Raw genomic sequence first — 26,443 nt, 5'->3', positions numbered from 1 at the left:
TACCTCTCAAGGCGCTTTGGATGGGGAGCGGCGCCACCACGGCAGAATGCCCCGGCGGCTGCGCTGGATCAGGGTGACGCGGCGCGCGGTGCGCAATTTTGGCGTGAGCAGTACGGTCAGCAGGTCGGCGAGCAGGTTGATCAGGACCACGCCCAAGGTGATCACCAGCACGATCGCCTGGACCATCGGCAAATCGCGCATCTGGATCGCCGAATTCAGCGAAGTACCAATGCCTGGATAGCTGAAGATCACCTCGGCCAGCAACGCCCCGCCTATCAGCGTGCGCAGCGTCAGCGCCACACCCTGGATTGCCGGGATCAGTGCGTTGGGCAACGTATGGCGCCAGACGATGCGCCACTCTGGAACACCGCGCAGGCGTGCGGCCACCACGTAATCGGACTCCAGCGCCTCGATCATGGACGCCCGCACCATGCGCGTCAGATACGGCAATGCCGACAGACTCAAAGCCACCACCGGCAGCACCAGGAATTGCAATTGGTGCAGGAGTGATTTGTCCGGATCGAGGATCGACACGGCGGGCAGCACGTCCATATGCGGCATGGAAAACAGCAGCACCAGGCCGATGGCCAGGAGGAAACCCGGTGTGGCCTTGAGGAAGATCAGCAGCGACAGGCTCCAGCGGTCCAGGCGACTGTCCCGGCGTAACGCCAGGAACACCCCGAGCGACAACGCCGCCGGCACCACCACGGCGATCACCCCGGCGAGCAGCGCCAGGGTATAGCCAAATCGGCCGAACAGAATGCTGCCCACTGGCGCATTGGAGTCGAGCGACACGCCCAGTTCCCCACTCAGCGCCTGCCCCAGCCAGCGCAGGTATTGTTCGAGAATCGGTCGGTCCAGGCCCAACTGGCGTTGCAGGGTCAGGATGCTTTCCAGCGGCGCATCGGGACCCAAGATGACCCGGGCCGGGTCCGATGGCAGCGCCTGGGTGGCGATGAACACCACCAGGCTGATCACCCATGCGGTCAGCACGCCGTAGGCCAGGCGGCCGACGAACCAGGGCAGCCAGGCCGGAGTGCGCGGTTGCTTGCAGGAAGCCTCAGGCATGGTTCACCCACATCTCGTCAAAACGCCAAGAGGCAAAAGTCGTCTGTTCCGGTTGCAGGCCACCGACCCGGACCGAGGCCGCGTCGAGCACATCATTAAAACCCCAGATCAGCAGGCCACCGCGCTCGTGCTGAATGGCCTGCGCTTCATGCACCAGCACCTTGCGCTGCGCAAGATCAGGCTGAGCCAGGGCCTGGCGATACAACGCACTGAAGCGCTCATCGTGAAAGTTGCTGCGGTTGTAGATGGCTTGGGGCGCGTCGTTGTGCAGCGCCGAGGCGAGGAAGCCCCGGGCCGGTGTGGAGCCCGGCGACAGCAGCCAGTTTTCCCGTTGCGGCCCATTGAACACCGAGCCATCCACCTGGTTGACCTTGATCTCGACCCCGGCTTTCTTCGCCTGCTGCGCGAACACCAGTGCCGCGTTCACACCCGGCCCGGGAGTGGTGGTCAACTCGACGCGCAGGTCGCTTTGCCCGGCCTGACGCAACAGCGAGCGCGCCTGTTCCAGGTCGTACGGGCGTTGGGCAATGCCGTGGTTGTAGGTGGGGTCGTGGGGCGAGTACAGGTCATTGGCGATGCGCCCGAAACCATTGAGGCCGCGATCCACCAGCTCGCGACGGTCGGCCAGCAGACGAAACGCCTGGCGCACCCGCGGGTCCTGGAACGGCGCCTTGGCCAGGTTCAGATTGAACCCGGTGAACGAAGTGCTGGGCGAGGCGTATAACCGCAGCCGCGAATCAGCCTTGAGCAGCGCACTGTGTTCCGCCTGCACGCCACTGGCCACGTCGATCTGCCCTGCACGCAGCGCGGCGGCGCGGGACACCTGGTCCTTGAACTCGATGATCTCCAGTTCATCGGCGTAGGGTTGGCCGGGCTTGTAGTAATTGTCGAAGCGTTGGTAGAGCGAGCGCTGCCCGGGAATGAAGCTCTTGAGCTTATAGGGCCCGGCGCCCACCGGATTGCTCACGGGATGATAATCGGTGGGGACGATGCCGCCGAAACTGATCAGGGTTTCATCCAGCGGATAAAAACTCTGGCCTTCCTTGAAGCGGATTTCGATGGTGCGTGCATCCAGTTTGCGCAGCGCATTGCGGTCGATCGCCCCGACCAGGCCGGCAAACGGCGACGCCAGTTGCGGATCGGTCAGGCGCAGGATGGAGAACAGCATGTCATCGGCGCCAATGCTCTTGCCGTGGTGGAACTCCAGGCCCGGTTTGATCCGGATGGTCCAGGCGCTGGCGTCGGCATTGGGTTCGGCGAACTCGGCCAGGGCCAGGCGGGTACTGACGTCGGTGTTCCATTCCCAGAATTTGCTGTACAGCGCCCAGCCTCGAATGATCCCGCCGCCCACGGGTTTGTGCGCATCGAGGTTACCCGACTGGTCGCCATCGATGATGCCCACGCGCAAGCGCCCGCCGCGCACCGGGGTGCTCGCCAACGCCGCCGCGCCGCTGACCTGTGCCCCGCTGTCGCAACCGGAGAGCAAGCTGCTGCCGAGCAGCAGCCCACCACTGACGGCCAGGCCACTGCCCAGGAACTGGCGTCGGGAAAATTCGTTCATGGTTAGCTCCTCAAACCGGCTCGACCGCTGGCGCCCGCGGGTGTACGCCGAGGGCCGGCACTTCGAAGCCGTGATCCAGGTCGAGCAGCGGAAACAGCAGGTCCGCGACCCGGTGCGCCTCGTCAATCAAAGGAAAGCCGGACAGGATGAACGCCGATGTGCCCTGGGCTTCGTATTCACGAATGCGTTCGGCGACCTGCTCGGCGCTGCCCACCAGGTAGGTGCCGGCAGCCGGGCCGAGGATGTTGAAACCGAACAGGCTCGGGCCGAGCCAGACGTTCGGGTAGATCTCCAGGTCCCGGGCACTGGGCAGGCGACCGGCACGAATGGTCTCGACGTTGCGCTGGATCTGCGGGTCTTCGCTGTGAAAGCTGTCCAGGGTTTCGCCCGCTGGCAACTGGCGCTCGATGGCCGTACGCGCAGTCTGCAGCGAGGTGCGCTGCAAGAGTTTTTCGGCGTGGGCCCAGGCTTCTTCCGCGGTTTCGCGTACGATGATTTGCAGGCGCGTACCGAAGGTCAGTTCGCGGCCGATTTTTGCGGCTTCAGCGGCGACCTTGCGAAATTTCTCGCCAAGTTTCGGCGGGGTGTTGGCAAAGCTCAGGTAGACGTCGAGCAGTTGCACCGAATGCGCGACACCGGGCCCTGACGTCCCGGCGCCCCACAGCGGGATACCGGGCCTTTGCTGCGGCGGATGCCAGCCACCCAGCGGGTGATTGGCGGCAGCTGGCGAACGCGGTGCGAGCTTGACGTACTGGCCTTCGAACCCCGAGGTGTCGCCTGCATAGAAGCGCTGGAACGCGCGCCAGTATTCGAGGCTGAAGGCATAACGTTCGTCATGCGGGTAGTGCACGCCAAGGGTCGCCAGACCGGCGTCATTGCCGTTGACCACGTTGAACAGCAGGCGACCGTTGGAGAACTGATCGAACGTTAGCGCCCACTTCGCCAACACCGCCGGCGAAAGTTCGCCGGGGTGTTGCGCGACCAGGAAGCGCAGGCGCTTGGTGGCATCGATCAGGGCCGCCGAAACGGCCAGGCTTTCGTTGGGACTCGAGCCCAGCAGCGAGCCGTAATAACCGAGGCGATCACTGGCGATGGCGAGCTGCTTGAGGTGTTCGAAATCGGTTTTCCAGCGGCCCTCGGGCTCCCACGGATAGGGCCCGTCGGGGGTGGTGAGGTACCAGAGAATTTTTACCGCCATAGGGGTGTTCCTTTGAGAGGTGTAGCGAGCTTGCAGCGCTGTAAATGCGCCCTTGTAGGAGCCGGCTTGCCGGCGATGAGCCTGGCGTCGATCTCGCGGACGCCATCGCTGGCAAGCCAGGCTCCTACAGGGTTTGCGCCGGCCGGGGATTCAGGGTTTTACCCGCCGAAAAAATCGCCGGTTAGCTGCTTCGATCGAAGGCGGGCACCAGTCCCAGTTCGGTAGCCTGGTCATACAGCCCGCTCATTTTCCATTGCTGGGTCAGCACGCCAGGGCCATAAGCACGGGAGCCGCCGAGGGCGTCGGCCAGCAGTTGCAGTTGCGCCCCCTCCTCCAGCAGCAGGATGAATTTCGCAGTGGCGCGCAGGCCCTGCTTGCCCCACACGGTAGAGCCGCCGTTGGCCTCGAGGATCGCCAGGTTGAAGGGGTTTTCGGCAATCTTGTCGAGGATGAAATCCACTTCCGGCTGGCGGCGGTCGATGTACACCGGCAGTTCGCGGGCGAGCTGATAACGCTGCACCGGCACGTAATGGAAGGGCAAGGTGCGGTGGGTTTGCGCCCAGGCGCCCAGGTAGGGCGAGTGCACATGGGACACGGTGGTGACGTCAGGATGTTGCTGGAACAGTTTGGTGTAGCGGCCCAATCCGCCCTTGCCCTTGCCGTAGATCACCTTGCCGGCGAAGTCGGTGACCGTGGCCTGCAGGGGCTTGCGGTAATTCCACGGACCACCGTAGTTCACCGATACCAGCAGTTCCTGGCCCGGTACGCGCTCGATGAAGCCGACGGTGCCATTGGCGGTGATGGTGTTGGTTTCACGGAACACGGTAAAGGCTTCTTCGGCCTCGACCAGCACCTTGTCGATGAAGTTTTTCAGCTCTTCGCTGATCAGTTGCTCGTTGATGAGGACGGTCATGGCGGTGTTCTCCGAATCAGGCGCGGCGCTTGGCCAGCAGTTCATGGGCGGCTTGCAACGGGCGCGGATCGACCCAGTCGGCGATGGCAAAATCGCGTTCGAGGAACCCGTGCAGGTAGAGGAAATCTTTCTGGATATCGAGGAACTCCAGGCGCTGCGCCGACAGGTCCGGGGCGAGCGTGGTATGGAAGTCACCGCGATAGGCCTCGGCGACTCCGGCGCTGCCGGCCCGGGTTTCTTCTTCAAGGATCGCGTTCAGCGCGTCGCGGTTGCTGGCGGCCCAGTCGGCAGCACTGAGGGTTTGCGCGAGGAAGCGCACCACCAAGTCAAAATGGTTGCCGAGCAGGCTCTGGTGCACGGTGATTGGCCGCGGCGTGCCGTTGTTGATCCGGTAGCGCGGGTCGCTGATCTGGTCGAGGTCGATACCCACCACCAGGCCAAGGCGCCGCGCCGCATCGGCCGCAGAGGCGCCCTTGACGTACACCGCATCGACTTCGCCGCGCACCAGGTAGTCGAGGCCCGACCACAGGCGTTGCAGACCCTCTTGGGGATTTGCCGCCTGCTCCTGATTCTGCAGGGCAACTTCCACCAGTTCCACGTCGTCGAAGCCCAGCCCCGCCAGGCTTAGCGCCCCTTTGTAGCCGTGCAGGCTCATGGCGCGAGCGATGCTGCCAGGACGGTTCTCACCCCAGGCCGGCAGCGCCAGGCGCTTGCCCTTGAGATCTTGCGGACCACGGATGCCGGAGTCGGGACGGACCAGGATGGTCTGCCATTCCTCGATCCAGGTCAGGCCAATCAGGCGACTCGGCGCGCCCGCCGCCCGCGCCGCCAGGGCCGGGACGTTGCCGCCTTCGCGAAACAGGCCTGGCAGTTCGTGATCGTAGTGATGGTGCCCCAGTTGCCGGGCTTCCTGCAGGGTCGATACGGGCAGGCCATCAGCGGCAAATTCTTCGCTGAGCCAACCGAGTTTGTAGGCAATACCGGAAGCGGTCGGCACCGGGCAGCGGGTGAACCAGATCTGCTCCAGTTCGGCCTGGACAGCAGGTAGGGATTGTTTGGCAGCAAGCGTCATGGGCAGCTCCGTTGAGTTGGGCAAGCGACTGTTGCCAAGCCATTGCAGCGCTCGTGCCAACAGCTGAAAAGCCCGGTTTGCGCGGGGTTGCGCCTGCCACCGAAGCCCCGCCAGGCGCTGATTGCTGGCCTGCCAGCAACAATTGCGCGGTGACTGCTGCTGGCCGAGCAGTCGCCTCGCCGAGGGTGCTGCTGCAGCAACACCCACCGCCCGCTGCCCCCCGCGCAGTGGGCGTTCGGGCGTTTGGCGCAGAACTTGCTCAAGGCCTGATAACGCCTGCCCTTGTAGGAGCTGGCTTGCCAGCGATGGCGCCCTTGAGCCTTGCATCGATCTTTCTGACGCCATCGCCGGCAAGCCGGCTCCTACAGGGAATTACGCAGCTTTTGTAGGAGCTGGCTTGCCAGCGATGGCGCCCGCGACTCAACAAACCAATTATCAGAGGTATAACAATGAGCAAAGTTGAACACGATCCCGCCGGACAACTCATTCAAGAGCAGGCGCCAATCCGCCTGTTGGACAGCGAAGCCCAAGCCATTGCGGTGGCCAGGGAAGTCGCCCTGGAAATCGCGGAAATCGCCGCCGACGCCAGTCAGAACGGCCAGCTGCCACGGCGTCAGGCGCAACTGCTATCGGAAAGTGGCTTGACCGCCATTGGCGTACCCAAGGCATTTGGCGGACTTGGTGCGTCGGTGGAAACCATTGTGGAAACCGTGCGCCTGATTTCGGTGGCCGACGGCGGTGTCGGGCAACTGCTGCAAATTCATAACGTGATGCTGCGAGGGATCTTCAGCGGCTACCCTGACGCAATTCGCGACCGCCTGGTTCGCGACGTGCTGGCCGGCAAACGCTTTGGCAATGCCTTGGCGGAGGTGGGCGGCAAGAACAAATTCGCCCTCAAGACCCGGGTCGAACGCCGCGCCGACGGCAAGCTGATCCTCAATGGCAGCAAGTTCTACTCCACCGGTTCGTACCTGGCCGAGTGGATCTCCCTGACCGCTGCCAGTGATGACGGCGGCGCCGGGGTGCTGCTCAATCGCAATACACCGGGCCTGACGCTGGTGGACGACTGGGAAGCGTTCGGCCAGAAAAATTCGGTCAGCGGTACGGTGATTTTCGACAACATCGAACTCGATGAAGGTTTTGTCTCCCAGCGCAAAGGGCCGATGAAACGCACCGGATTGACCTTCCCGCAGATCCTCCACGCGGCGATCGACACCGGCATTGCCGAAGGCGCACTGTCTGCGGCGGTGGACTATCTCAATCACCACGCCCGCCCATGGGTGGAAAGCGGCGTCGACCAGGCCAATCAGGAGCCGCACATCATCAAGCAGATTGGTGAATACGCCGTGGCCCTGCGTGGCGCCCAGTCGTTGCTGCGCGACGCCGCCCGGGTGTTCGACCAGCATGAACTGGACCCCGACAACAAAGCCTTGCAGGACGAGCTGATCCTGTCGGTGGCCACCGCCCGCGCTCACTCCGACGCGGCTTCACTGAAGATCTCCAGCGATATTTTCTCCCTGCTCGGCGCCAGCTCGTCGTTGAGCAAATGGAACCTGGACCGCTTCTGGCGCAATGCGAGGGTGCATACCACCCACGATCCGATTCGCTGGCGTCTGCACCACGTGGGCAATTTCTACCTCAACGCAGTGGACCCGGGCGAGTACACGGCGATCCTCAATGCCAAGGAAAAACAGGGTGCGACCACCGAGGTTCGGTGATCCGCAAATACCCCTGGAAATATCCGGCGCGGCTTGCCGCGCACACCACACAGAGCTTTTTCATGATCGAAAAACACCCTCTCTTGCGCAGCCTGGCGATCTACCGGGAGATGCCCTGGCGCTTCGCCCTCGTGGCGGCGTTGTACATCGCGGTGAACCTCGGACTGGTCTGGCAGCAATGGCTGATCGGCCACGCGGTCAACGACGTCAGCGCCGGCCGCGCGGTGGTTCGCCACGCCGACGGCAGTCTCGACGCCAGCCTGGGCTGGTCCTGGCTGTGGCTGATGCTGGCCGTGGCCCTGGGCCGGGGCGTGTTGCAATACGCCGCCAGCGTGTTGTCGCTGGTGCTCAGCCAGGAACTGCTGACCCGCCTGCGCGAACGAATTCTGCAGCAGGTGCAAACCCTGCACCTGGGTTATCACTGGCAGCACGGCATGGGCGAAATGATCACCCGCACTACTCGCGATGCCGACAAGGTGCGCGATGCGCTGATCAGCTTCTGGCGCCAGGTGGTGGAAACTCCGCTGGTGGTCCTGGCCACCGTTGGCCTGCTGAGCTGGTACAACCCGCTGCTGGGTGCGGTGCCGCTATTGCTGACGGTGTTCGGCCTGTGGATATTCGTGCGTCAGACCGATCGCCTGGTCAGCCTCGACCGCGCCGTGGGTGAAGCCTATGACCGGGTCAATCAGGACCTCAGCGAAGGCATCGGTGGCGTGCGGGTAATCAAATCCTTTGGCCTGGAGCACAGCCGCATCCAGCGCTTCGCCGAGCAGGTGGGCGTGTTCGCCGAGCATGCCCGCCAGGCCCTCGCCTACTCCAGTTCGCGGATTCCCCTGCCCCAGGCGGTGGTCGCGCTGGGACACGTGTGGATTCTGGTGTACGGGGCGCACCTGGTGGCAAACGCGCAGCTGGGCATCGGTGAACTGGTGACCTCGCTGCTGATTGCCACCACCCTGGTATTTCGCATCGAAGGCATCGGCCGCGTGATGCAGACATTCGCCGATGCGCGCTCCAGCGCCGAGCGCATCTGGCAATTGCTCGACGAACCGGCGGCGATCCGCAGCGGCAGCGCCAGCCTCCCCGACACGCCGCTGGGGCTGAAACTGGAACGGGTCAGCGTCAGTGCTCCCGGCGGTGGCCTGGACATTTTGCGCGACTGTTCGCTGAGCGTGCAGCCCGGCGAAATTGTCGCCCTCGTCGGCGCTACCGGCACCGGCAAAAGCCTGCTGGCGAGCTTATTGCCACGCCTCAGCGACGTCAGTAGCGGACGCGTGCTGATCGGTTCGGACAGCGCCGGCTGGCATGACATTCGCCAGGTCAACCTGGAGCAACTGCGGCGCCGGGTACACGTGGTGCCGCAGGAAAGTTTTCTGTTTTCCGACACCCTGGCGGCCAATCTGCGACTGACCGCCCCCCACGCCAGCGATGACCAGCTGCGCCAGGGATTGCGCCTGGCCGCTGCCGAGGACGTACTGGAACGCCTGCCGCAAGGCCTGGCCACACCCCTGGGCGATCGCGGCGTGACGCTGTCCGGCGGGCAACGCCAGCGCTTGAGCCTGGCGCGCGCACTGCTCGGCGAGCCGGACATTCTGTGCCTGGACGATGCCACCAGCGCCCTCGACGCCATCAGCGAACGCCAGGTGCTGGGCAACATTCGCCAATTGCGTCGCGACCAGGGCCGGGCCACCACACTGCTGGTGATCTCCAGCAAGCTCTCGACCATCCTCCTGGCAGACCGCGTGCTGATGCTGCAGGACGGCAAAATCAGCGCCAGTGGCCGTCACGAAGAGTTACTCACCACCAATCCGGACTACCGCGACCTGCTGGGGATCGACCATGGCTAACCCAATCGCCGGCAAGGCCTTGAGCGATATTGAAATTGAAGAAGTGCTTGCCAGGAAGGCCCTCGACCGCAGCATGTTCAGCCGGCTGTTGCCACTGTTGCGACCGATCCGCCGGCCTATCTTCGGGGTCATCGGCATCGAGATACTGCTGGTGTTTACGGTGTTCCTGCGACCGTGGTTCGTGCGCGAGTTGCTCGACCGCGGGCTGATCCAGCAGCACGATCACTGGCTGCTGGACGAGCGCCTGGTGCTGTGGCTCGGCCTGGGCCTGGCCGCCAGTTGGCTGGGGCGCTTCCTGCTGGCGGGCGTCTCGCAGTTCATCGCCGGCAGCGCGGCGATCCGCGTACTCAACGAGTTGCGCGTGCGGGTGTTTGCCCATGTGCAGAGCCTGAGTGTCGGCTACTTCGACCGGACCAAGGCCGGGCGCATCATTTCCCGCGCCGACCGCGACGTCGACGCCCTTGAACCATTGCTGATCCAGGGCCCGCCGGAATTGCTGGGCGCGCTGCTGCGCTGTGGGTTGGCGGCGGTGATGTTATGGCGCATCGACCCGCGATTCTTTCTCAGCCTGGCGGCCACCGTACCGCTGCTGGTGCTGGCGACCTGGAGTTTCAAGCGCATTTCCCAGCGCAACTGGGCCAAAGTCGCGGAAAATCGCAGTCGATTCACCGCCCATCTGGTGGAGAGCGTCAGCGGTGCGCGAATGTTGCAGCAATGCGTGCAACAAGCACCGAATCTGCGGCGTTATCGTGGCCTGCTGGAGGATTTCAACCAGGCGCTGATTCGCGGCAGCCTGCGCTCCAGCTGGTTTGCGCCATTCACTGCGCTGCTGAGTTCTGCCGGCATGGCGCTGTTGTTGCTGGTGGGGGGCTATGGCCTGGCGCAAGAGCAGGTGACGGTAGGCCAGGTCGCGGAGAGCCTGTTCTACGTGTTCCTGTTTCTCGGACCGCTGCAGGAACTCTCCGACCTGTTCGAGCGTTACGCCACCGGCTCGGCCTCGGCGCAACGGATCTTCCTGCTGCTCGACACGCAACCACAGATCAACGACACCTCCACCCCGCAACACCTGGGCAAGGCCCGCGGTGCAGTGAGCTTCGAGCAGGTGCGATTTGCCTACGATGCCAGCAGCACTACCCCGGTAATCAATGACCTCGACCTGCAGATTGCCGCCGGTGAAGTGGTGGCGATAGTCGGCCCCTCGGGTCATGGCAAAAGCACCCTGGTGCAGTTGCTCACGCGGTTCTACGAGGTGCAGTCGGGGGCGGTCAAGCTCGACGGCATTGATGTGCGCCACCTCACCCAGCACGAACTGCGGCGCAATGTCGGCGTGGTGCTGCAGGACAATGTGTTGTTCAGCGGCAGCATCCTCGACAACCTGCGCCTGGCCGCTCCGCAAGCCGACGACGCGCGGCTGATCGCAGCGGCGCGGGAGCTGGGAGCGGACGAGGTACTGGAGCGCCTGCCGCGCCAGTACCAGACCGAAGTCGGGCCACTGGGCGGGCACTTGAGCCATGGCCAGCGCCAGTTGGTGTGCCTGGTGCGCGCCTACCTCGCCGACCCGGCTGTGCTGGTGCTGGACGAAGCCACCTCGGCTGTCGACATCCACACCGAACGGCGCATCCAGCGAGCCTTTCGCCGGCTGTGCGAGGGCCGCACCGCGATCATCATCGCCCACCGCCTGGCAACCATTCGAGATGCCGATCGCATTGCGGTCATTCGCCATGGTCGCCTGGTCGAACAGGGACCACACCGCCAGTTGATCGCCCAGGGTGGAGCGTACGCGGCGTTGTACCAGACCTACCTGCGCAGCGCCGAAGCAGGTGCATCAATCGACGACATCGTCGCCACCGCACCGGCCTGATCAGCACCGCCATCGCCAGCAACCCGGCTCCTGCAGGCCACGCCCAACCCGCAGGAGCCTGCTTGCTGGCGATGGCGATCTGCAAATCGCTACACCCTCCCTGCTGCACCCCGAACAACCACTGCTGACCCACTGCTGCTACAGCAGCACCCCCTGCGGCCCAGCCCTGCCCACCGCCGACCAAACACCCGCGCCCGCTGTCCGCAACCCACGTCACCGAGCATGGCATGTCCGTTGCAACCACCCCTGCCAAGGCGTCCTCGCATCAGCGCGGCGCAACGCGTACTTGAATCAGGAGCATCCCATGAGCACTGAATTTTTCTGGCGTCTGCCGCTGGGCACCGACGGTCCGCAGCTGACCACCGACAACCATAACCGCGGCAACCCGCAGTATCGCCCCGGCAACATCGCCCCTGGGCGCTTGCCTAACGGCGAGCCGGACGATTTCACCTACATCGACTACATCGCCCAGGTCGCCAAGGCCGCCGAACTCGCCGGTTTCGAAGGCGCCTTGCTGCCCACCGGCCCGGAGCCGTGGATCGCTGCCGCCGCCCTGGCGCGGGAAACCCGGCGGATCAAGTTCCTGATCGCGTTCCAGGCCACCTGGACCCTGCCCGCCTACGCGGCGCAACAGGCCGCCATTCTGCAAAACCTCAGTCGCGGACGCCTGGAGTGGAACATCATCACCGGCGGTAACCCCGCCAGCCAGCGCGCCAATGGCGATTTCCTCGAACATGACCTGCGCTACAAGCGCACCGGCGAGTTCCTCGACATCATCCAGGGCCTGTGGCAGAACGAACGCTTCTCCTACGATGGCGATATCTATCAACTGGAGAACGGCGCCCTGCCCCCTGGCCTGCAAAACGAGCGCAAACCCGGCGTGTACTTCTCCGGATTTTCCGATGCCGCGCTGGGTGTCGCCGCCAAACATGCCGACGTTTACCTGAACTGGGCCGAGCCGATCGACAAGCTCAAGCCGCACATCGAGCGAGTCCGTGAACTGGCAGACAAGCAAGGACGCAGCGTGCGATTCGGCTTGCGCGTCGACCTGTTCGCCCGCGAGACCGAAGAGCAGGCCTGGAAAGATCTGCGGCGCCAGTTCGATAAGCTCGAAGGCAAGAGCAGCGTGGTTGCCAAGGGCTTCACCAGCGGCTCCGACTCGGTCGGTGGTGCGAGGCAGACGGCCTACCACCAGAACGTCGACCGCTTCGATGACCTGATCATTGGCCCCAACCTGTGGGCCGGTTTCGCCAAGGCCAAACCCGGACCGACCGTGGGCCTGGTCGGCAGCCACCAGAACATCGCCGAACGCCTCTGCGAGTACCGCGATGCAGGCTTCTCGACGTTCATCCTCGCCGGCAATCCGCACCTTGAGGAAGCCCTGCGCATCGGCCAGGAAGTGCTGCCGCTGGTGCACCAACGCGCGCTCGCCACTCCTCAACCTCACCTGAAGGCCAGCGCCTGAGCGCTGCCGGAGAACTGCTCATGAGCCACCCACTCGACACCCTCTGGTACACCCGCTGCCCCGTTCCCACCGGGCTCGGCATCGCCGTGCAAAAAGGCTGGCTGCAAGACACTCTCGGCGCCCTTGGCACCGAAGTGAAATCACTGCGCGAGTCCAGCGACAAGGCCGTGCGCGAATCGCACTTCGACCATACCTTGCGCAACTCGGTGCGCCATGGCGGCAATATTCCGGCGATCTGGGCCCGCGCACAGGGCCGGGAAACCCGAGTCATCGGCCTGTCCTGGGCCGATGAGGTGCAGTTGATCCTGACCCGCGCCGACAGCGGCATCAAGACCGTCAAGGACCTCAAGGGCCGGCGTTTCGGGCTGCCGGACTGGGCCGGCGCGCAGATCGATTTCACCCGCGCCCAGGCCCTGCGCGGCCTGGAAAACGCGTTGAAACTGGAGGCCCTGCAAGTCGGCGACGTGCAACTGGTGAACTTCCGCTACGACGGCACCTTCAGTGACCCTCAGGTGCAGACAGTCAACGGCACTCCGGTGAGTGCCCAGAGGGTCGAGGGGCGCAACCTGGAACTGCTGGGGCTGCTGCGCGGCGAAGTCGATGCGATCTTTCTCAAAGGCGCGAGTGCCGCCCGCCAGGCCCATGAGTTCGGCCTGCACACGGTGATCGATACCGGCTCGCACCCGGAACCCTTGATTCGCAGCAACAACGGCACCCCGCGCACGCTGGCCGTGGATCTCAATCTGCTGGATCAGCATTTCGATGTCGCCACCGGCATCCTGGATTCGGTGCTGCGCGCCGAACAGTGGGCTCACGCTCACCCGGACGAAGCCCGTCGCTATCTTGCCCGGGAAACCAACAGCAGCGAGTACTGGGTGGGGGCTGCCTACGGCGACGACGCGCACTTGCGCCTGCGCACCGAACTCGACGAGCAGGCCATCGTCGCCTTGCAGGACTTCACCCACTTCCTGCATCGCTGGCGCTTCATCCCGACCAGTTTCGACGTGCGCCAATGGATTGATCCACGGCCGCTGCAAGCACTGATGGAAACCCCCACCGCACTGGCAGGCTAACCCGCCAGCTTTCATGGATTGGAACTGAAGATCACTATGACCAAACCACTTGATACGCTCTGGTACACCCACAGCCCGGTGCCTACCGGGCTTGGCATCGCTGTGCAGTCCGGGCGGCTGGCGCAAGCCTTTGCGCCGTTCGGCACCAACATCCAGTCGTTGCGCGAGTCCAGTGAACGCGAAGTTCGCGAAGCCCATTACGACCATCACCTGAAAAACTCGGTACGCCACGGCGGCAACATCCCGGCCATCTGGGCCTACGCCAGTGGCGTGCAAACCCGGGTGCTGGGATTGTCCTGGAGCGATGAGGTGCAGTTGATCCTGACCACTGCCGAAAGCGGTGTGAAGAGCATTCGCGACTTGAAGAACCGCCGCTTCGGCCTGCCGAAATGGGCCAATGTGCAAATCGATTTCACCCGCGCCCAGGCCCTGCGCGGGCTGGAAAACGCACTCAAACTCGAAGGCCTGGAAGTGGCCGATGTCGAGCTGGTGGACTACCCCTACGGCGGTACCTACAGCGACGATCAGAAGCAACACGTATTCGGCTCCGAGGTCAGCCTGGGCGTCACCCGGTTCAGCAAGCGCAACAACGAGCTGATCGGTCTGCTGCGCGGCGACATCGATGCGATTTTCCTCAAGGGTGCGCACGCGGTGCACCTGGCCAATGAATTCGGTTTGCAGGTGGTGGTCGATACCGGCTCGCACCCTGACCCGCTGATTCGCTCCAACAACGGCACCCCGCGCACGCTGACTGTCGACACGCACCTGCTGCACGAGCATTTCGATGCCAGCGTGAAAATCGTCGATACCGTGCTGCGTACCGAGCAATGGGCCTGGGCCAACCCGGAGGAAACACGACGCTTCCTGGCGCGAGAACTCAATACCAGCGAGTACTGGGTTGCAGCGGCGTATGGAGAAGATGCGCATCGACGTTTGCGCACTACGCTGGATGCGCGCTCGATCGAGGCACTGCAGGATTTCACCGACTTCCTGCACCGCTGGGATTTCATTCCGCGCCGGTTCGATGTGCGTGAGTGGATCGAGTTCAGCGTGCTGGAAGAGGTGATTGGTTCGACTTCGCGCCTGGCGGTTTGATGCATCAGCGTGCCCTTGTAGGAGCGAGCTCGCTCCTACATGAAAAACTACCCCCTGCTGCTCCAGCAACACCTCTCAAGCAACTAACTGCTGAATTATCGACAGGCTGTGGATCCAACTAACGCCGCGCTTAAGGATCACAGTTAAATAGAACTTATAAACAGCACAATACCTTTGTTTATCAATGTCTTAATAAAACTAACAAAACCAAAAATCCACTTGGCACGATCTCTGCTCTATCCCTCTTAGTGAAACTTTATCGGGGGAGATTCAAATGCATAAACTTAATCCAATCACCAAAGGTATCTGGTTATCCTTGCTGTTGGCCGGGGGTGGGGCAAGCCAGGGATTGCTGGCCGCAGAAGCAGTGCCAGTCGACAGCAACCAGAGCGCCACGGAGCCGTCGTTGAAGACCGTGACCGTGACGGCGCAACACCGGGAAGAAACCCTGCAAGAGGTTCCGGTAGCGGTGTCGGCGGTACAGGGCACCAACCTCGTCGTCGATGGCGTGCGCAACATGGGCGACATCACCACATTCGTGCCGAACGCGTCGGCAAAAAATCCCGATGGCGATGGCCGCCCGCGCTGGTACATCCGCGGCCTGGGCACCGGTGACACGGGCGCCGCGACGGTGTTCCCGGTGGGCATCTACGCCGACGACGTCTACCTCAACGCTCCAATCGCCGGTGGCGGACCGCTGTTTGACCTGGAGCGCATTGAAATTCTGCGCGGCCCGCAAGGCACGCTGTACGGCAAGAACACCACCGCCGGCGCGGTCAACGTGATCTCCAAGAAGCCGACGTTCGATACCGATGGTTATGGCACGCTCGGCGTCGGCACCAAGAACGAACGGATCGTCAGTGGCGCTTTGGGCGGTGCCCTGGTCGACGAGAAACTCGCGGCACGGGTGGCGCTGTATTCCGAGGAACGTGACGGCTTCCAGAAGAATCTGGTCGATGATCACACCTACGGCGACGTCAACAAAAAAGCCGTGCGCCTGCAGTTCCTCGCCCAGTTGAACCCGGACCTGGAGGCCCTGCTCAAGGTGCACAGCCGCGAGTACAAAGGCGATGGCAGCAACGGTTCGCTGGCGGTCGGGCGTTATTACAACGTCGGTTATCAGCGGCCCAACGGACGTGACACTGCACTCAACGTCGACGAAGATGCCAAGCTCAATCACGACGGCACCTCGCTGACGTTCAACTGGAACCTGGGCGACTACACCCTGACCTCGATCAGCGCCTACGACTACATCCGCGGGCAATCCACCAGTGACGCCGACTACACGCCTTACGAGGTCAACGGCGCAGCAATTTCCGACAACAAATACTCGCAGTACTCCCAGGAATTCCGCCTGGCCTCGCCCCAGCAGGAAACCTTGCGCTGGCTGGCAGGCGCGCACTATTTCCATGAGGACCTCGACAGTTCCGCCCAGCGCATCATCACCCCCGGCCCGACACCCAATGGCACCGGTTCGAACCAGATCGGCGGGGTGACCGATTTCCGCGACCTGAACTTCGATCACACCACCGACAGTTATGCGCTGTTTGGCAACCTGACCTACGATTTCACCGACAACTTCACCGTCACCGGTGGCTTGCGCTGGACCCAGGAAAAGAAAGACATCGATCTCGACCTGACCCAACTGACGCGCATCACCGCCAACGGTCCGCTGGTGCCGCTGGGCGGTGCGGGCACCAATGGCAATCGCCAGGAAGACAAGACCTGGGAAGCCTGGACCTACGACCTGACGCCGGAGTACCGGATCAATGACAACGTGCGGGTGTTCTTTCGGTATGCCCATGGCTTCCGCTCCGGCGGTTTCAACACCGGGCTTTCCACCAGCCTGGCGCAGTTGACCACGGTCGATCCGGAACAGCTCGACGCCTACGAGATCGGGCTCAAGTCCGAGTGGTTCGATCATCGCCTGACGGCCAACGCGAACATTTTCTACTACGACTATTCGGACATTCAGGTGAACCTGCTGACGGTCAACAACGGCGTCCTGACCACGGCGTTGACCAACGGTGCCAAGGGCACGGTCAAGGGCGCGGAACTCGAGCTCGAAGCCCAGCCGACTGACTACCTGCACTTGCGGGCGGCGGTGTCGTTCCTCGACACCGAATACACCGACTTCAAGAACACCAACCCCAATACCGGGGCGGTAACCGGTGACTACAGTGGCAACAGCTTTGTGCGCTCACCGCGCAACGTGGTGTCCCTGGGCGCCGACTACACCTTCCCGCTGGAGATCGGCGGCAAGCTGGTGGCCGGGGGCGACGTGAGTTATCGCGACAAGGAATATTTCCTCGCCGATCGCCAGAGCAGCGCCGACAAGACCCTCAGCCAGCCGCACTACACCCTGGCGAACACTCGCCTGACGTGGTTCAGCCCGGATGAAAAACTCAGCGTCACCGGCTTCGTCAACAACCTGACCGATCGCCGCTATCAGGTGCATGGCCGCCCGAACGGCACCCTGGGCCAGTACGTCATCACCTACGGCGACCCGCGCACGGTCGGATTGAGCGTCACGAGCCGGTTCTGACCTCACGGCATACAACACCCCCTGCAGGAGCCTGCTTGCTGGCGATCGGTCTTGAACCATGCACCGCCTTGAAGACCGCCATCGCCGGCAAGCCGGGCTCCTACGAGGGCCGCGTTTTTTCAGAAGGAATTCCTGCATGTTCCAACGAACCCTGTTGGCCGCGGCTATCGCCCTGGCCAGTGGCAGCTTTGCCGTGCCCGTGATGGCTGCCGAATCCAGGCCCACCGCCGCCGATGAACACCTGGATACGGTGGTGGTGCTCGGCACCCGTCGCAGTGATGTGACGGCGCTCGAAAGTGCCGCGCCGATCGACGTACTGTCTGGCGAGCAGCTGCAACAGACCGGCGCCAGCGATCTGTCCGGCGCCTTGACCGCACTGTCGCCGTCATTCTCCTACCCGCAAGCGCCCCAGGGCGCGTTCGCCGGGTCCATCGCCCAAGGCGCATCCTTGCGCGGCCTGGCGTCGGACCAGGTACTGGTGCTGGTCAACGGCAAGCGTCGTCACACCAGCGCCAACGTCACCCGGCAAAGCCTGGTCAATGGCCGTGGCGCCGCCGCTGTCGACCTCAGCCTGATCCCCCTGAGCGCGATCCAGCGAGTCGAGATTCTGCGCGACGGCGCGGCGGCCCAATATGGCTCCGACGCCATCGCCGGGGTGATCAACATCGTGCTCAAGGAACAGGACACAGGCGGCAATCTAGGTTATCGCTTCGGCGGCTACGACAAGGGCGATGGGCTGCAGCGCAAGCTCAGCGGCTGGAAAGGTTTCACCCTGCCCAACGACGGCTTCCTCACCTTGAGTTTCGACGCCGGCAGCCAGGACCCGGCCAGCGACACCAACCCGGATAACCGGATTTTCTATCCCGGCTCCACCAGCATCAATACCCCACGCGAGCAGGACAACCGCTACCGTACCTGGCGCTGGGGCTCGGGTAATGTCTCGGACCAGTACAACTTTGCCGCCAACAGTGAAATCGGCATCGGCGAAGGACTCACGGCCTACGGTTTTGCCACCTACTCCCACAAGAACACTGACGCCGAGGGCTTTTTCGATCCGCCCACGACGCTGCGCAACAACTACAGCAGCACCGCGTTGCAACGCTTTCCGGACGGACGCCTGCCGGTCACTCGCTACTCCCTGGAAGACTATGCCCTGACCGGCGGCCTGCGCTACGAAGACGAGCAACTGGGCAAGTTCGATTTCGCCGTCAACCATGGCAACAACACCCTGGAGTCTGACGACCGCAACGCCATCAACCCGAGCTGGGGCTTCAACAGCCCGCAGAACATCTACACCGGCAAGCGCGAGGCCGACCAGACCAACGTCACCCTCGATTGGGTCCGGGATCTCCCCACCGACCTGCTGTACAAACCCCTGACCCTCTCCGCCGGCCTGGCCTGGCGGCGGGAAAACTACCAACTGAGCGCCGGCGAAGCCGCTGGCTGGCAGAACGGGCCATTGTTCAACACAGTCGACCCGTTCACCGGGCGGCGTATTCCCGGGTACTACTCGGGCATCACCCAGGTCGATGCGGCATCGCTGGACCGCAACGTACTGGGCGCCTATGTCGACGTCGAAGGCCAGGTCACCGAGAAGTTCCAGGCCGGCGTCGCGGTGCGCACCGAGCACTACTCCGACTTTGGCGACACCACCAACGGCAAGCTGTCCCTGCGCTATGATTTCACCCCGCAGATCGCTGCCCGGGCCACCGCCAGCACCGGCTACCGCGCGCCATCGCTGGTCCAGAGCGGTTTGTCTTCGTTCAGCGTGCAGGTGGTCGAGCAGCCTCCGGGCAGTGGCAATTACGTCGAAGTGCAGCAACGCACCCTGCGCGCCGACAGCCCGGAAGCGGCACTGCTGGGCGGCACCTCGCTGAAACCGGAAGAATCCACCAGCTATTCCCTCGGCCTGGTCTGGCGCCCACTGCCCAATGCCTCGGTGACCCTGGATGCCTACCGGATCGACATCGACAACCGCATCACCCTGTCCGACCAACTGCCGGCCGCGGTGGTCTCGCCGATCTTCGCCGGCACCCCCTACGCGAATATCCAGAGCGCCGCGTTCTACACCAACGTCGCCGACACCCGCACCGACGGGATCGAACTGACCGGCAACTACCAGCTCGACCTGCAGCAATGGGGACGCCTGAACCTGAGCAGCGGGCTGAGCCAGAACAATACGAAAATCACCGGGTTGCGCGATGTCGGCAGCATCAGGGGCGCACAGATAGTCGGGCGCACCACCCAGGGCTTGATCGAGGACGGCACGCCCGAAACCAAGCTGGTGCTGAGTGCCAACTGGTTGTTTGAGGAGTGGGGAGTGACCGTGGCCCAGCGTCGTTACGGTGAATGGAAAAGCCTCAACGCCAGCAACCCGAACCTGGACCAGATCTACAGCCCGCAGTGGGTGACCGACCTGGATGTGTCGTACACCTTCGACAAGACGCTGAAGCTGTCGGTAGGCGCGATCAATCTGTTCGATACCCACCCGGACAAGGCCGAAGGCGCGCAGTTGTATGGCGTGCCGAAGTATTCGATCACCAGTCCGGAAGGCGCGCAGGGAGCGTTCTACTACACCAGCGTCAGCTACGAGTTCTGAGGGACTGCTGCTGGAGTGTTGCTGGGGCAGCAATGGGGTGTTGATGGGGCACCAATGGCCGCGGCCTTGGCTGACGCAATCGCTGGCAAGCCAGCCCCCACAGGGATCGCGCAAAACCTGTAGGAGCCTGGCTTGCCGGCGATGGCGTCAAACGCAACAGCGCAATCCCACGACACTGGCACACCTCTTGCGATACCCCCCAGGTACTTCGCCGAAATAAGAACCGCCATGCGCACCCAACGCCTGCTGTACTGCCTGACCTGGCTCATCTCCCCCGCTGCCCTGTTATTGCTCTGGGCGGCGGTGGCCGAGGCCGGGATTTTCCCACGCAACTTGCTAGTCCCACCTGCCCAGGTGTGGCAGGCGTTCGAAGAGCTGTCCGCCAGCGGCGAACTGCTTGATCACCTGCTTAACAGCCTGTCCCGGCTGGGGTTGGGATTTGGCATCGGATCGCTGGCAGGCCTCGCCTTCGGCGTGCTGATGGCGCTGTCGAAGACCGTCGAGGTCTACTGCGCACCGCTGTTCCACACCCTGCGCCAGATCCCCAGCATCGCCCTGATTCCGATGTTTGTGCTGCTGTTTGGCATCGACGAAACCTTCAAGATCATCATCGTTGCCAAGACCGCCTTCTTCCCCGTGGCCCTGGCCGCCAGCGAAGGTGTCAAGGCGATTCCCCGCAGCTACTTCGAAGTGGCCGACGTCTATCGCCTGCGCTGGCCGACTTTCGTTCGCGAGATCGCCCTGCCCGCCGCCGCGCCGCCGATCATCACCGGGTTCCGCATCAGCCTGACTCGTGCCTGGGTAGTGCTGGTGGCGACTGAATTGCTCGCCGCCGACAGTGGCCTGGGACAGATGATCGAAATGAGCCGGCAGATGCTGCGCATCGATGTGGTGATGGTCGGCATCGTGGTCACCGGCATCATCGGTTTCGCCCTGGACTTCACCTTTCGCCAACTTGAACAGCGGCTGTTTCGCTGGCAGACCCGCTAGGAGCCACTGATGTCTCGATTACCTGGCAAAGCCCGTGGCCTGTTGTTGCCACTCCTGTTGCTCGGCGCCTGGGAGTACCTGTCGCGCCAGGGTGCGGCTGGCGCCTACGCCTTCGTGCCATTGGCGCAAATCGGCTCGGCGCTCGTCGAAATGCTGGCCAACGGCGAACTGCTGGTGAACCTCTGGGCCAGCCTCGCGCGCACCAGCACTGGCTTGGCCCTGGGCATGTTCTTCGGTGTGCTGCTGGGCGTGTTGATGGCCCAGTCGGCGCTGGCCAATCGCTTGATTGGCCCGCTGTTTCATTCCATACGCCAGGTGCCGATGCTCGGCTGGATTCCGCTGATCGCGATGTGGTTCGGCAACGGTGAATTTTCCAAGGTGCTGATCGTCAGTCTCGCGGCGTTTTATCCGATGGTGCTCAACACGTACCAGGGCTTCAGCCATGTCGAGCAACGCTATCGCGAGGTCGGCCAGGTGCTGGTGCTGACTCGCTGGCAACGCTTGCGCCATGTGCTGCTGCCGGCGGCACTGCCGAGCATTGCCACCGGCGTGTTGCATGCCCTGGCATTTGCCTGGGTCACGGCAGTGGGCAGCGAATTGTTCCTGTCTTCCGGCGCAGGCCTGGGCAACCTGATGATGAACGCCGAGGCCGGTTCACGCATGGAAGTCATCGTCCTCAGCGTGCTGTGCATCGGCCTCTGCGGCTACTTGATGACCCTGCTATTCACTCTCCTGAGCCGCCATTTGCTGCGCTGGCGCAACACTCGCTGAAGGCCGATACCCATGAATGCATTCGCCCAACACGCTGTTCCCCACAGCACCCCACTGCACACCGGGGCCCTGCAGATCCGCGGTCTGAGCAAGGCCTACCGGATTGAAGGGCACCCCCTGCCGGTGTTGCAGCAGATCAATCTCGACGTGCGTCCCGGCGAATTCGTCAGCATCGTCGGCGCCAGCGGTTGCGGGAAATCGACATTGCTGCGGCTGATTGTCGGGCTGGAGGCTGACTATCAAGGCGAGATCCTGCTGGATGGCAAACGCGTGGTCGGCACCAGCCTGGAACGCGGGATCGTGTTCCAGGACCACCGACTGTTCCCCTGGATGACCCTGAGCCAGAACATTGCCCTGGCGCTGAAGAACCATCCCCTGTCGCCGGCGGAAAAACACCGGCTGGTGGCCGAGCACATTGCCTTGGTCAACCTCGAAGGCTTTGAAAATGCCTACCCGCACCAGCTGTCCGGCGGCATGGCGCAACGCGCAGCAATCGCCCGGGCACTGATCAACAAACCCAAGGTGCTGTTGCTCGACGAACCCCTCGGCGCCCTGGATGCCCTGACGCGGGTGCGCCTGCAGCACGAGTTGCAGCGCATCTGGGTGCAACAGCGGTGCACGGTCATCATGGTCACCCACGACATCGAGGAAGCGCTGTACCTGGGCGACCGGGTGATTGTCATGGACGCTCATCCTGGGCGGATCAAGCATGAGATCAAAGTCGACCTGGCACATCCCCGGGACCGGGCTTCAAGGGTATTGCAGGGGTATAAGGAACAGTTGCTGGAAGAGCTGGTGGGGCATTGATCAGTAGGAGCCCGCTTGCTGGCGATCGGGCCGCTGCGGTGTAACTGATACGCCGCCAATCGCCTGTATTTCAAATCCGCTGACCGGACGGATTAAATCCCGGGCAAAAAAAAATCCCAGGCAGCTGATGGACGCCTGGGACTTAAAAATGCATAAACCGTGGTGGTGAACGCGGGACGAATATTACTTAATATTTCCCACTGTAACAAGATGTTTTAATTAACCATAAAGTTACTAAGGTTTCTAAGCCCTTATATATCCACATGTTTTTTAAGGATGCCCTACATGAACCAGCGATATTCCCGCGCGCTGATTTCGTTCATGAATGCCAAATGATCCTGGCGCTTGTTCTCACAGTAAACATCCACAAACTCCGCTCCCAAGCCTTCGCGCAAGGTTGCGTGACCTTGCATGGCCTGCACGGCTTCGAGCATTTGCGTGGGGAAATCGATGCCACTGCTGCGATCTTCGTTCAGCGGCGCGATCGGTTCACGGCCAGCCTCCAGGCCCTGCTCCATCCCCACCAGAATCGCCGCCAGCACCAGGTACGGATTGGCATCGGCGCCGGCCAGGCGATGTTCAACCCGCAAGTTCCTGGCATCCGAATCCGGCACGCGCAGGCACGCGTCGCGGTCTTCATAACCCCAGCTGGCGTGGGTGGCCGTGTTGACCGTGCCACTGAGGCGGCGCATGGCGTTGTGGTTCGGGGCGAAGATCGGCATGCAGTGCGGCAAGACTTCCAGGCAGCCGGCGACTGCATGGCGCAAGGGTTGCTGGTCATGGGCTGCGAGCAGGTTGTTGCCGGCCTCATCGTAAAGGCTGACGTGCACATGCATGCCGCTGCCGGGATGCTGCACATAGGGTTTGGCCATGAAGCTGGCGCGGTAGTTGTGCTTGAGCGCTACACCCCGGGTGCTGCGACAGAACAGGGCAGCCCAGTCGGCAGCGCGCAGGCCGTCATCGAGATGACCGAAGTTGATCTCGAACTGGCCAGGTCCCAACTCGGCCGTGATCACGGTGGTTTCGATACCTTGTTCCCGTGCAGTCTCGACCATGTCGTCCAGCACCGTGGAAAACCGCGACAGGCGCTCGATGTGCATGTTCGGCTGATCATCGGCATCGTCGCTGAGCGGGTCGCGGGCAAACTGCGGCAGGCCGTCGCGCAGTTGGCGATCGAACAGATAGAACTCCAGTTCGAAGGCCACTACCGGAAAAATGCCTTTGCCCTTGAGCCGTTGCAGCACTTGCGCCAGGACCTCACGCGGCTCGAATTCGATGGGCTTGGCGGTGCCGTCCGAGGTGATCAGCATCTGCCCCAGCGGTTGTTTTTCCCAGTTCACCAGCTTCAGCGTTCCAGGCACCAGCCGGCGAGCGGCATCCGGATCACCGTCGTTGAAGCAGTAGTCGCCGATCTTGAACAGGCCCCCCTGGGTGCCCAACAGCACGCAGTTCTGCGGCAGCTTAAGGACGCTTCCGGCCGCGACCTTTTCGAGCATCTCGATCGGGTAGCGCTTGCCATAGAAGTGCCCGGGGATATCCAGGGCGATCAAGTCGACATAACGCACGTCGGGAAAACGCTGCCGAAACGCACGGACTTCAGCAAGCAGATCAGAGCACACAGCATCCATCATTGTGTTCCTTGTTGTTTTATCAGGTGTAGACCCAGAGCACGCGGGTAAGCACGTCGCCCAGATTGCCGTAGCGGCAGTGGGTGTGACTGGCCAGTTGAAAGCTGTCGCCGGTGCGCAACGTCACGGGCTGGGCGTCATCGAGCCATAACGTCAGCTCGCCTTCGAGCACATAACCGCCCTGCTCCGAGCTGTCGTTCATGTGCCGGTCGCCGCTGCTCGCCCCCGGCTCCAGCCGGCTTTCGAGCATCGAGAACGAAGCGCGCATTTTTGGCGAGACCAGGATGTCGGTAATGCCATCGGCGTAGTACAGGGTGCGGCGCTCGTCCGGGCGAGTGACCCAAGGCAGCGCCATGGGTTTGGGCAGGCTGTAGAAATAGGTGGTGGGCACGCCGAGGGTTTCGCTGATGGCTGTCAGGTCTGCCACCGTTGGCCGGGACAAACCGCGCTCGACCTGGGAGAGGAAACCCACCGAGCGGCCGATTTTGTCCGCCAGCTCCTTGAGCGTGTATTTTTTGTGTTTGCGCAGGTCCTGGATCAGGATTGCCAGCGCCGATATCTCTTCTTGCATGTCCATCAGCAAACTCCGGAAATGGTGCGGTTCACAGGCTGTCGCGCAGGCGATACCAGGCCTTGCCCACGGCTTCCAGCGGTGCGGCCAGGTATTTGCCGCCGGGGAAACGCTCGTTGATCAGGCCCTGGTACAGCGCCAGGTCGTCGGGCTGGCCGAGTATCGCGTCGGCAACCGCGCGGGCGCCCGCCAGTGTCGGCAGCACCCCGTGGCCGGAGTAGCCCTGCAGCCAGTAGAGATCGCCACGGCGACCGATGTCGGGCGTGCGCTTGAGGGTCAGATCGATGTGCCCGCCCCAGGCAAACTCCAGTTCGACTCCCCTGAGCTGGGGAAAGACTCGCTCCAGGAACGGTCGGGTCGCGGCGGCAATATCCTTGGGCATGCCGCCCAGGTACGTGCAGCCGCCGCCAAACAGCAGGCGGTGGTCGGGCGTGCGGCGAAAGTAATCGAGGACGAATTGATTGTCGGTCACGCACACATTGCGCGGCAGCAGTGCGATGGCCTGCTGCTCTGCCAGCGGCGCGGTTGCCACCTGATAGGTGCCGACCGGCAGCACGCAACTCGACAGCTGCGGATCCAGCTGATCAAGGTAGGCATTGCACGCCAGCACCAGTACATCGGCACGAATGCGTCCGCGCTCGGTGGTGACCACATACCCGTCGCGCTCCTGGCGATAATTGAGCGCCTTGCTCTGTTCATGGATACGTCCGCCAGCCCGCTCGATGGCAGCGGCCAGGCCAAGTGCGAGTTTCAACGGGTTGAGGTGCCCACCTTCGGGGTCGAACAGCCCGGCCTGATAACGATCACTCGCCACCCAGCTGGGTAACTCCGCCCGGGGAATAAACTGCAAGGCGTCGTGGCCCCATTTATGGCTGGCCTCGTGCTGCCACTCCGTGAGCAGGCTGACCCGTCGCGGCATCACTGAGGTCCAGAGGTGACCGGGGCGGTAATCGCAGTCGAAGTAATGCCGACCGGGCAGATCACGCAGCTCCCTTGCCGCCCAGCGCATGCTGTCCCACAGCCGCCGCGCACGCTCATGACCCAGCGCGGCCTCCAGCGGCGGCATGTCGCAAGACCAGCCAAGAATGGCCTGCCCGCCATTGCGCCCGGACGCCGCCCACGCCACCCGACTGGCTTCCAGCAAGGTTACGCGCTTGCCGGCGAGCGCCAGGCGCAGGGCCGTGTGCAACCCGCTGAACCCCGCCCCGATGATCAGCACCTCGGTGTCCTGCTCGCCCACAAGCGGGTCGCGGTCCACCAACCGGTCAGCGCAGGTGTGGGCGTAATAACTGGGGATGTGCTGGGGGGACTGGTGAAACATGCGGGCCTCATGAAATTTTATTATTTAAATTTCATGAAAATTTACACAAGTTATTTCATACAGGCAAGCACGGGATGGTTTGGCGCAGCTCGGGCCCGTAGGAGCCCGGCTTGCTGGCGATGGCGATCTGGTGGACGTCATCGCTGGCAAGCCAGGCTCCTACAGGGGCCGGGGTGTATGCGGGATTTGGGATTGGCTCGAATCCGTAGGAGTCCGGCTTGCCGGCGATGGCGATCTGGTGGACGCCATCGCTGGCAAGCCAGGCTCCTACAGGGGCCGGGGGGTACGCGGGATTTGGGTTCGGCGCAAGTCCGTAGGAGCCCGGCTTGCCGGCGATGGCGAT

The 26,443-nt window shown here is 63.1% G+C and carries 20 protein-coding genes; 11 read left to right on the top strand and 9 right to left on the bottom strand.

The window, feature by feature from the left end; all coding sequences use genetic code 11:
- Positions 1-6 precede the first annotated feature (6 nt).
- From ORL50_RS22135 to ORL50_RS22115, 5 genes are all read right to left on the bottom strand, one after another.
- Positions 7-1,068, bottom strand: a complete 1,062-nt coding sequence (locus ORL50_RS22135; protein WP_266018048.1) for an ABC transporter permease — start codon at positions 1,066-1,068, stop codon at positions 7-9.
- Positions 1,061-2,629, bottom strand: coding sequence for an ABC transporter substrate-binding protein (locus ORL50_RS22130; protein ID WP_266018047.1), 1,569 nt, complete (start codon positions 2,627-2,629; stop codon positions 1,061-1,063). Before ORL50_RS22130 ends, ORL50_RS22135 begins: the two co-directional genes overlap by 8 nt.
- A gap of 10 nt (positions 2,630-2,639) precedes the next feature.
- On the bottom strand, positions 2,640-3,827 hold the full coding sequence (locus ORL50_RS22125) for an LLM class flavin-dependent oxidoreductase (protein ID WP_266018046.1): 1,188 nt from the start codon (positions 3,825-3,827) through the stop codon (positions 2,640-2,642).
- Between the two features lie 181 nt (positions 3,828-4,008).
- The gene (locus tag ORL50_RS22120) at positions 4,009-4,740 is read right to left on the bottom strand and encodes a class II aldolase/adducin family protein (protein WP_266018043.1); all 732 of its coding nucleotides are present in this window, start codon (positions 4,738-4,740) and stop codon (positions 4,009-4,011) included.
- Between the two features lie 16 nt (positions 4,741-4,756).
- Complete coding sequence (locus ORL50_RS22115; protein ID WP_266018041.1) at positions 4,757-5,812, bottom strand: ABC transporter substrate-binding protein; 1,056 nt, start codon at positions 5,810-5,812, stop codon at positions 4,757-4,759.
- Positions 5,813-6,261: 449 nt separating this feature from the next.
- On the opposite strand from ORL50_RS22115, the gene ORL50_RS22110 reads away from it, so the two are divergent.
- From ORL50_RS22110 to ORL50_RS22060, 11 genes are all read left to right on the top strand, one after another.
- The gene (locus tag ORL50_RS22110) at positions 6,262-7,530 is read left to right on the top strand and encodes an acyl-CoA dehydrogenase family protein (protein WP_266018039.1); all 1,269 of its coding nucleotides are present in this window, start codon (positions 6,262-6,264) and stop codon (positions 7,528-7,530) included.
- 62 nt (positions 7,531-7,592) lie between these two features.
- Positions 7,593-9,374 carry an ABC transporter ATP-binding protein gene (locus ORL50_RS22105; RefSeq protein WP_266018037.1) on the top strand — a complete coding sequence of 594 codons (1,782 nt, stop codon included), beginning with the start codon at positions 7,593-7,595 and terminating at the stop codon, positions 9,372-9,374.
- Positions 9,367-11,235, top strand: a complete 1,869-nt coding sequence (locus ORL50_RS22100; RefSeq protein ID WP_266018035.1) for an ABC transporter ATP-binding protein — start codon at positions 9,367-9,369, stop codon at positions 11,233-11,235. The genes ORL50_RS22105 and ORL50_RS22100 overlap by 8 nt, the downstream gene beginning before the upstream one ends.
- A gap of 304 nt (positions 11,236-11,539) precedes the next feature.
- Positions 11,540-12,700 carry an LLM class flavin-dependent oxidoreductase gene (locus ORL50_RS22095; protein ID WP_266018033.1) on the top strand — a complete coding sequence of 387 codons (1,161 nt, stop codon included), beginning with the start codon at positions 11,540-11,542 and terminating at the stop codon, positions 12,698-12,700.
- A gap of 20 nt (positions 12,701-12,720) precedes the next feature.
- Positions 12,721-13,773 (top strand): ABC transporter substrate-binding protein, encoded by a 1,053-nt coding sequence (locus ORL50_RS22090; protein ID WP_266018031.1) that lies wholly within the window; start codon positions 12,721-12,723, stop codon positions 13,771-13,773.
- A gap of 36 nt (positions 13,774-13,809) precedes the next feature.
- Positions 13,810-14,868 carry an ABC transporter substrate-binding protein gene (locus tag ORL50_RS22085; protein ID WP_266018030.1) on the top strand — a complete coding sequence of 353 codons (1,059 nt, stop codon included), beginning with the start codon at positions 13,810-13,812 and terminating at the stop codon, positions 14,866-14,868.
- Positions 14,869-15,142: 274 nt separating this feature from the next.
- A complete protein-coding gene (locus tag ORL50_RS22080; RefSeq protein WP_266018028.1) occupies positions 15,143-17,413 on the top strand; it encodes a TonB-dependent receptor in 2,271 nt (756 codons plus the stop codon).
- Positions 17,414-17,549: 136 nt separating this feature from the next.
- Entirely contained in the window at positions 17,550-20,012 is a 2,463-nt protein-coding gene (locus tag ORL50_RS22075; RefSeq protein WP_266018026.1) for a TonB-dependent receptor plug domain-containing protein, read from the top strand.
- 228 nt (positions 20,013-20,240) lie between these two features.
- On the top strand, positions 20,241-21,002 hold the full coding sequence (locus tag ORL50_RS22070; protein WP_266018024.1) for an ABC transporter permease: 762 nt from the start codon (positions 20,241-20,243) through the stop codon (positions 21,000-21,002).
- 9 nt (positions 21,003-21,011) lie between these two features.
- Positions 21,012-21,773: an ABC transporter permease gene (locus ORL50_RS22065; RefSeq protein ID WP_266018023.1), complete on the top strand. Its 762-nt coding sequence runs from the start codon at positions 21,012-21,014 to the stop codon at positions 21,771-21,773.
- Between the two features lie 12 nt (positions 21,774-21,785).
- On the top strand, positions 21,786-22,580 hold the full coding sequence (locus ORL50_RS22060) for an ABC transporter ATP-binding protein (protein WP_266018021.1): 795 nt from the start codon (positions 21,786-21,788) through the stop codon (positions 22,578-22,580).
- A gap of 281 nt (positions 22,581-22,861) precedes the next feature.
- Here ORL50_RS22060 and ORL50_RS22055 read toward each other — a convergent pair whose 3' ends face one another.
- The 4 genes from ORL50_RS22055 to ORL50_RS22040 form a co-directional block, all read right to left on the bottom strand.
- Positions 22,862-24,208 carry a glutamine synthetase family protein gene (locus ORL50_RS22055; protein WP_266018019.1) on the bottom strand — a complete coding sequence of 449 codons (1,347 nt, stop codon included), beginning with the start codon at positions 24,206-24,208 and terminating at the stop codon, positions 22,862-22,864.
- A gap of 22 nt (positions 24,209-24,230) precedes the next feature.
- Entirely contained in the window at positions 24,231-24,785 is a 555-nt protein-coding gene (locus ORL50_RS22050) for a helix-turn-helix domain-containing protein (RefSeq protein ID WP_266018017.1), read from the bottom strand.
- Positions 24,786-24,810: 25 nt separating this feature from the next.
- Positions 24,811-26,100 (bottom strand): NAD(P)/FAD-dependent oxidoreductase, encoded by a 1,290-nt coding sequence (locus tag ORL50_RS22045; RefSeq protein ID WP_266018015.1) that lies wholly within the window; start codon positions 26,098-26,100, stop codon positions 24,811-24,813.
- 55 nt (positions 26,101-26,155) lie between these two features.
- A partial coding sequence (locus ORL50_RS22040) for a hypothetical protein (protein WP_266018013.1) occupies positions 26,156-26,443 on the bottom strand: 288 nt, incomplete at its 5' end.

It is taken from the genome of Pseudomonas sp. RIT-562, from assembly GCF_026241895.1.
Classification (GTDB): Bacteria; Pseudomonadota; Gammaproteobacteria; order Pseudomonadales; family Pseudomonadaceae; genus Aquipseudomonas; species Aquipseudomonas mandelii_F.
This window is presented reverse-complemented; position numbering and strand designations above follow the sequence as displayed.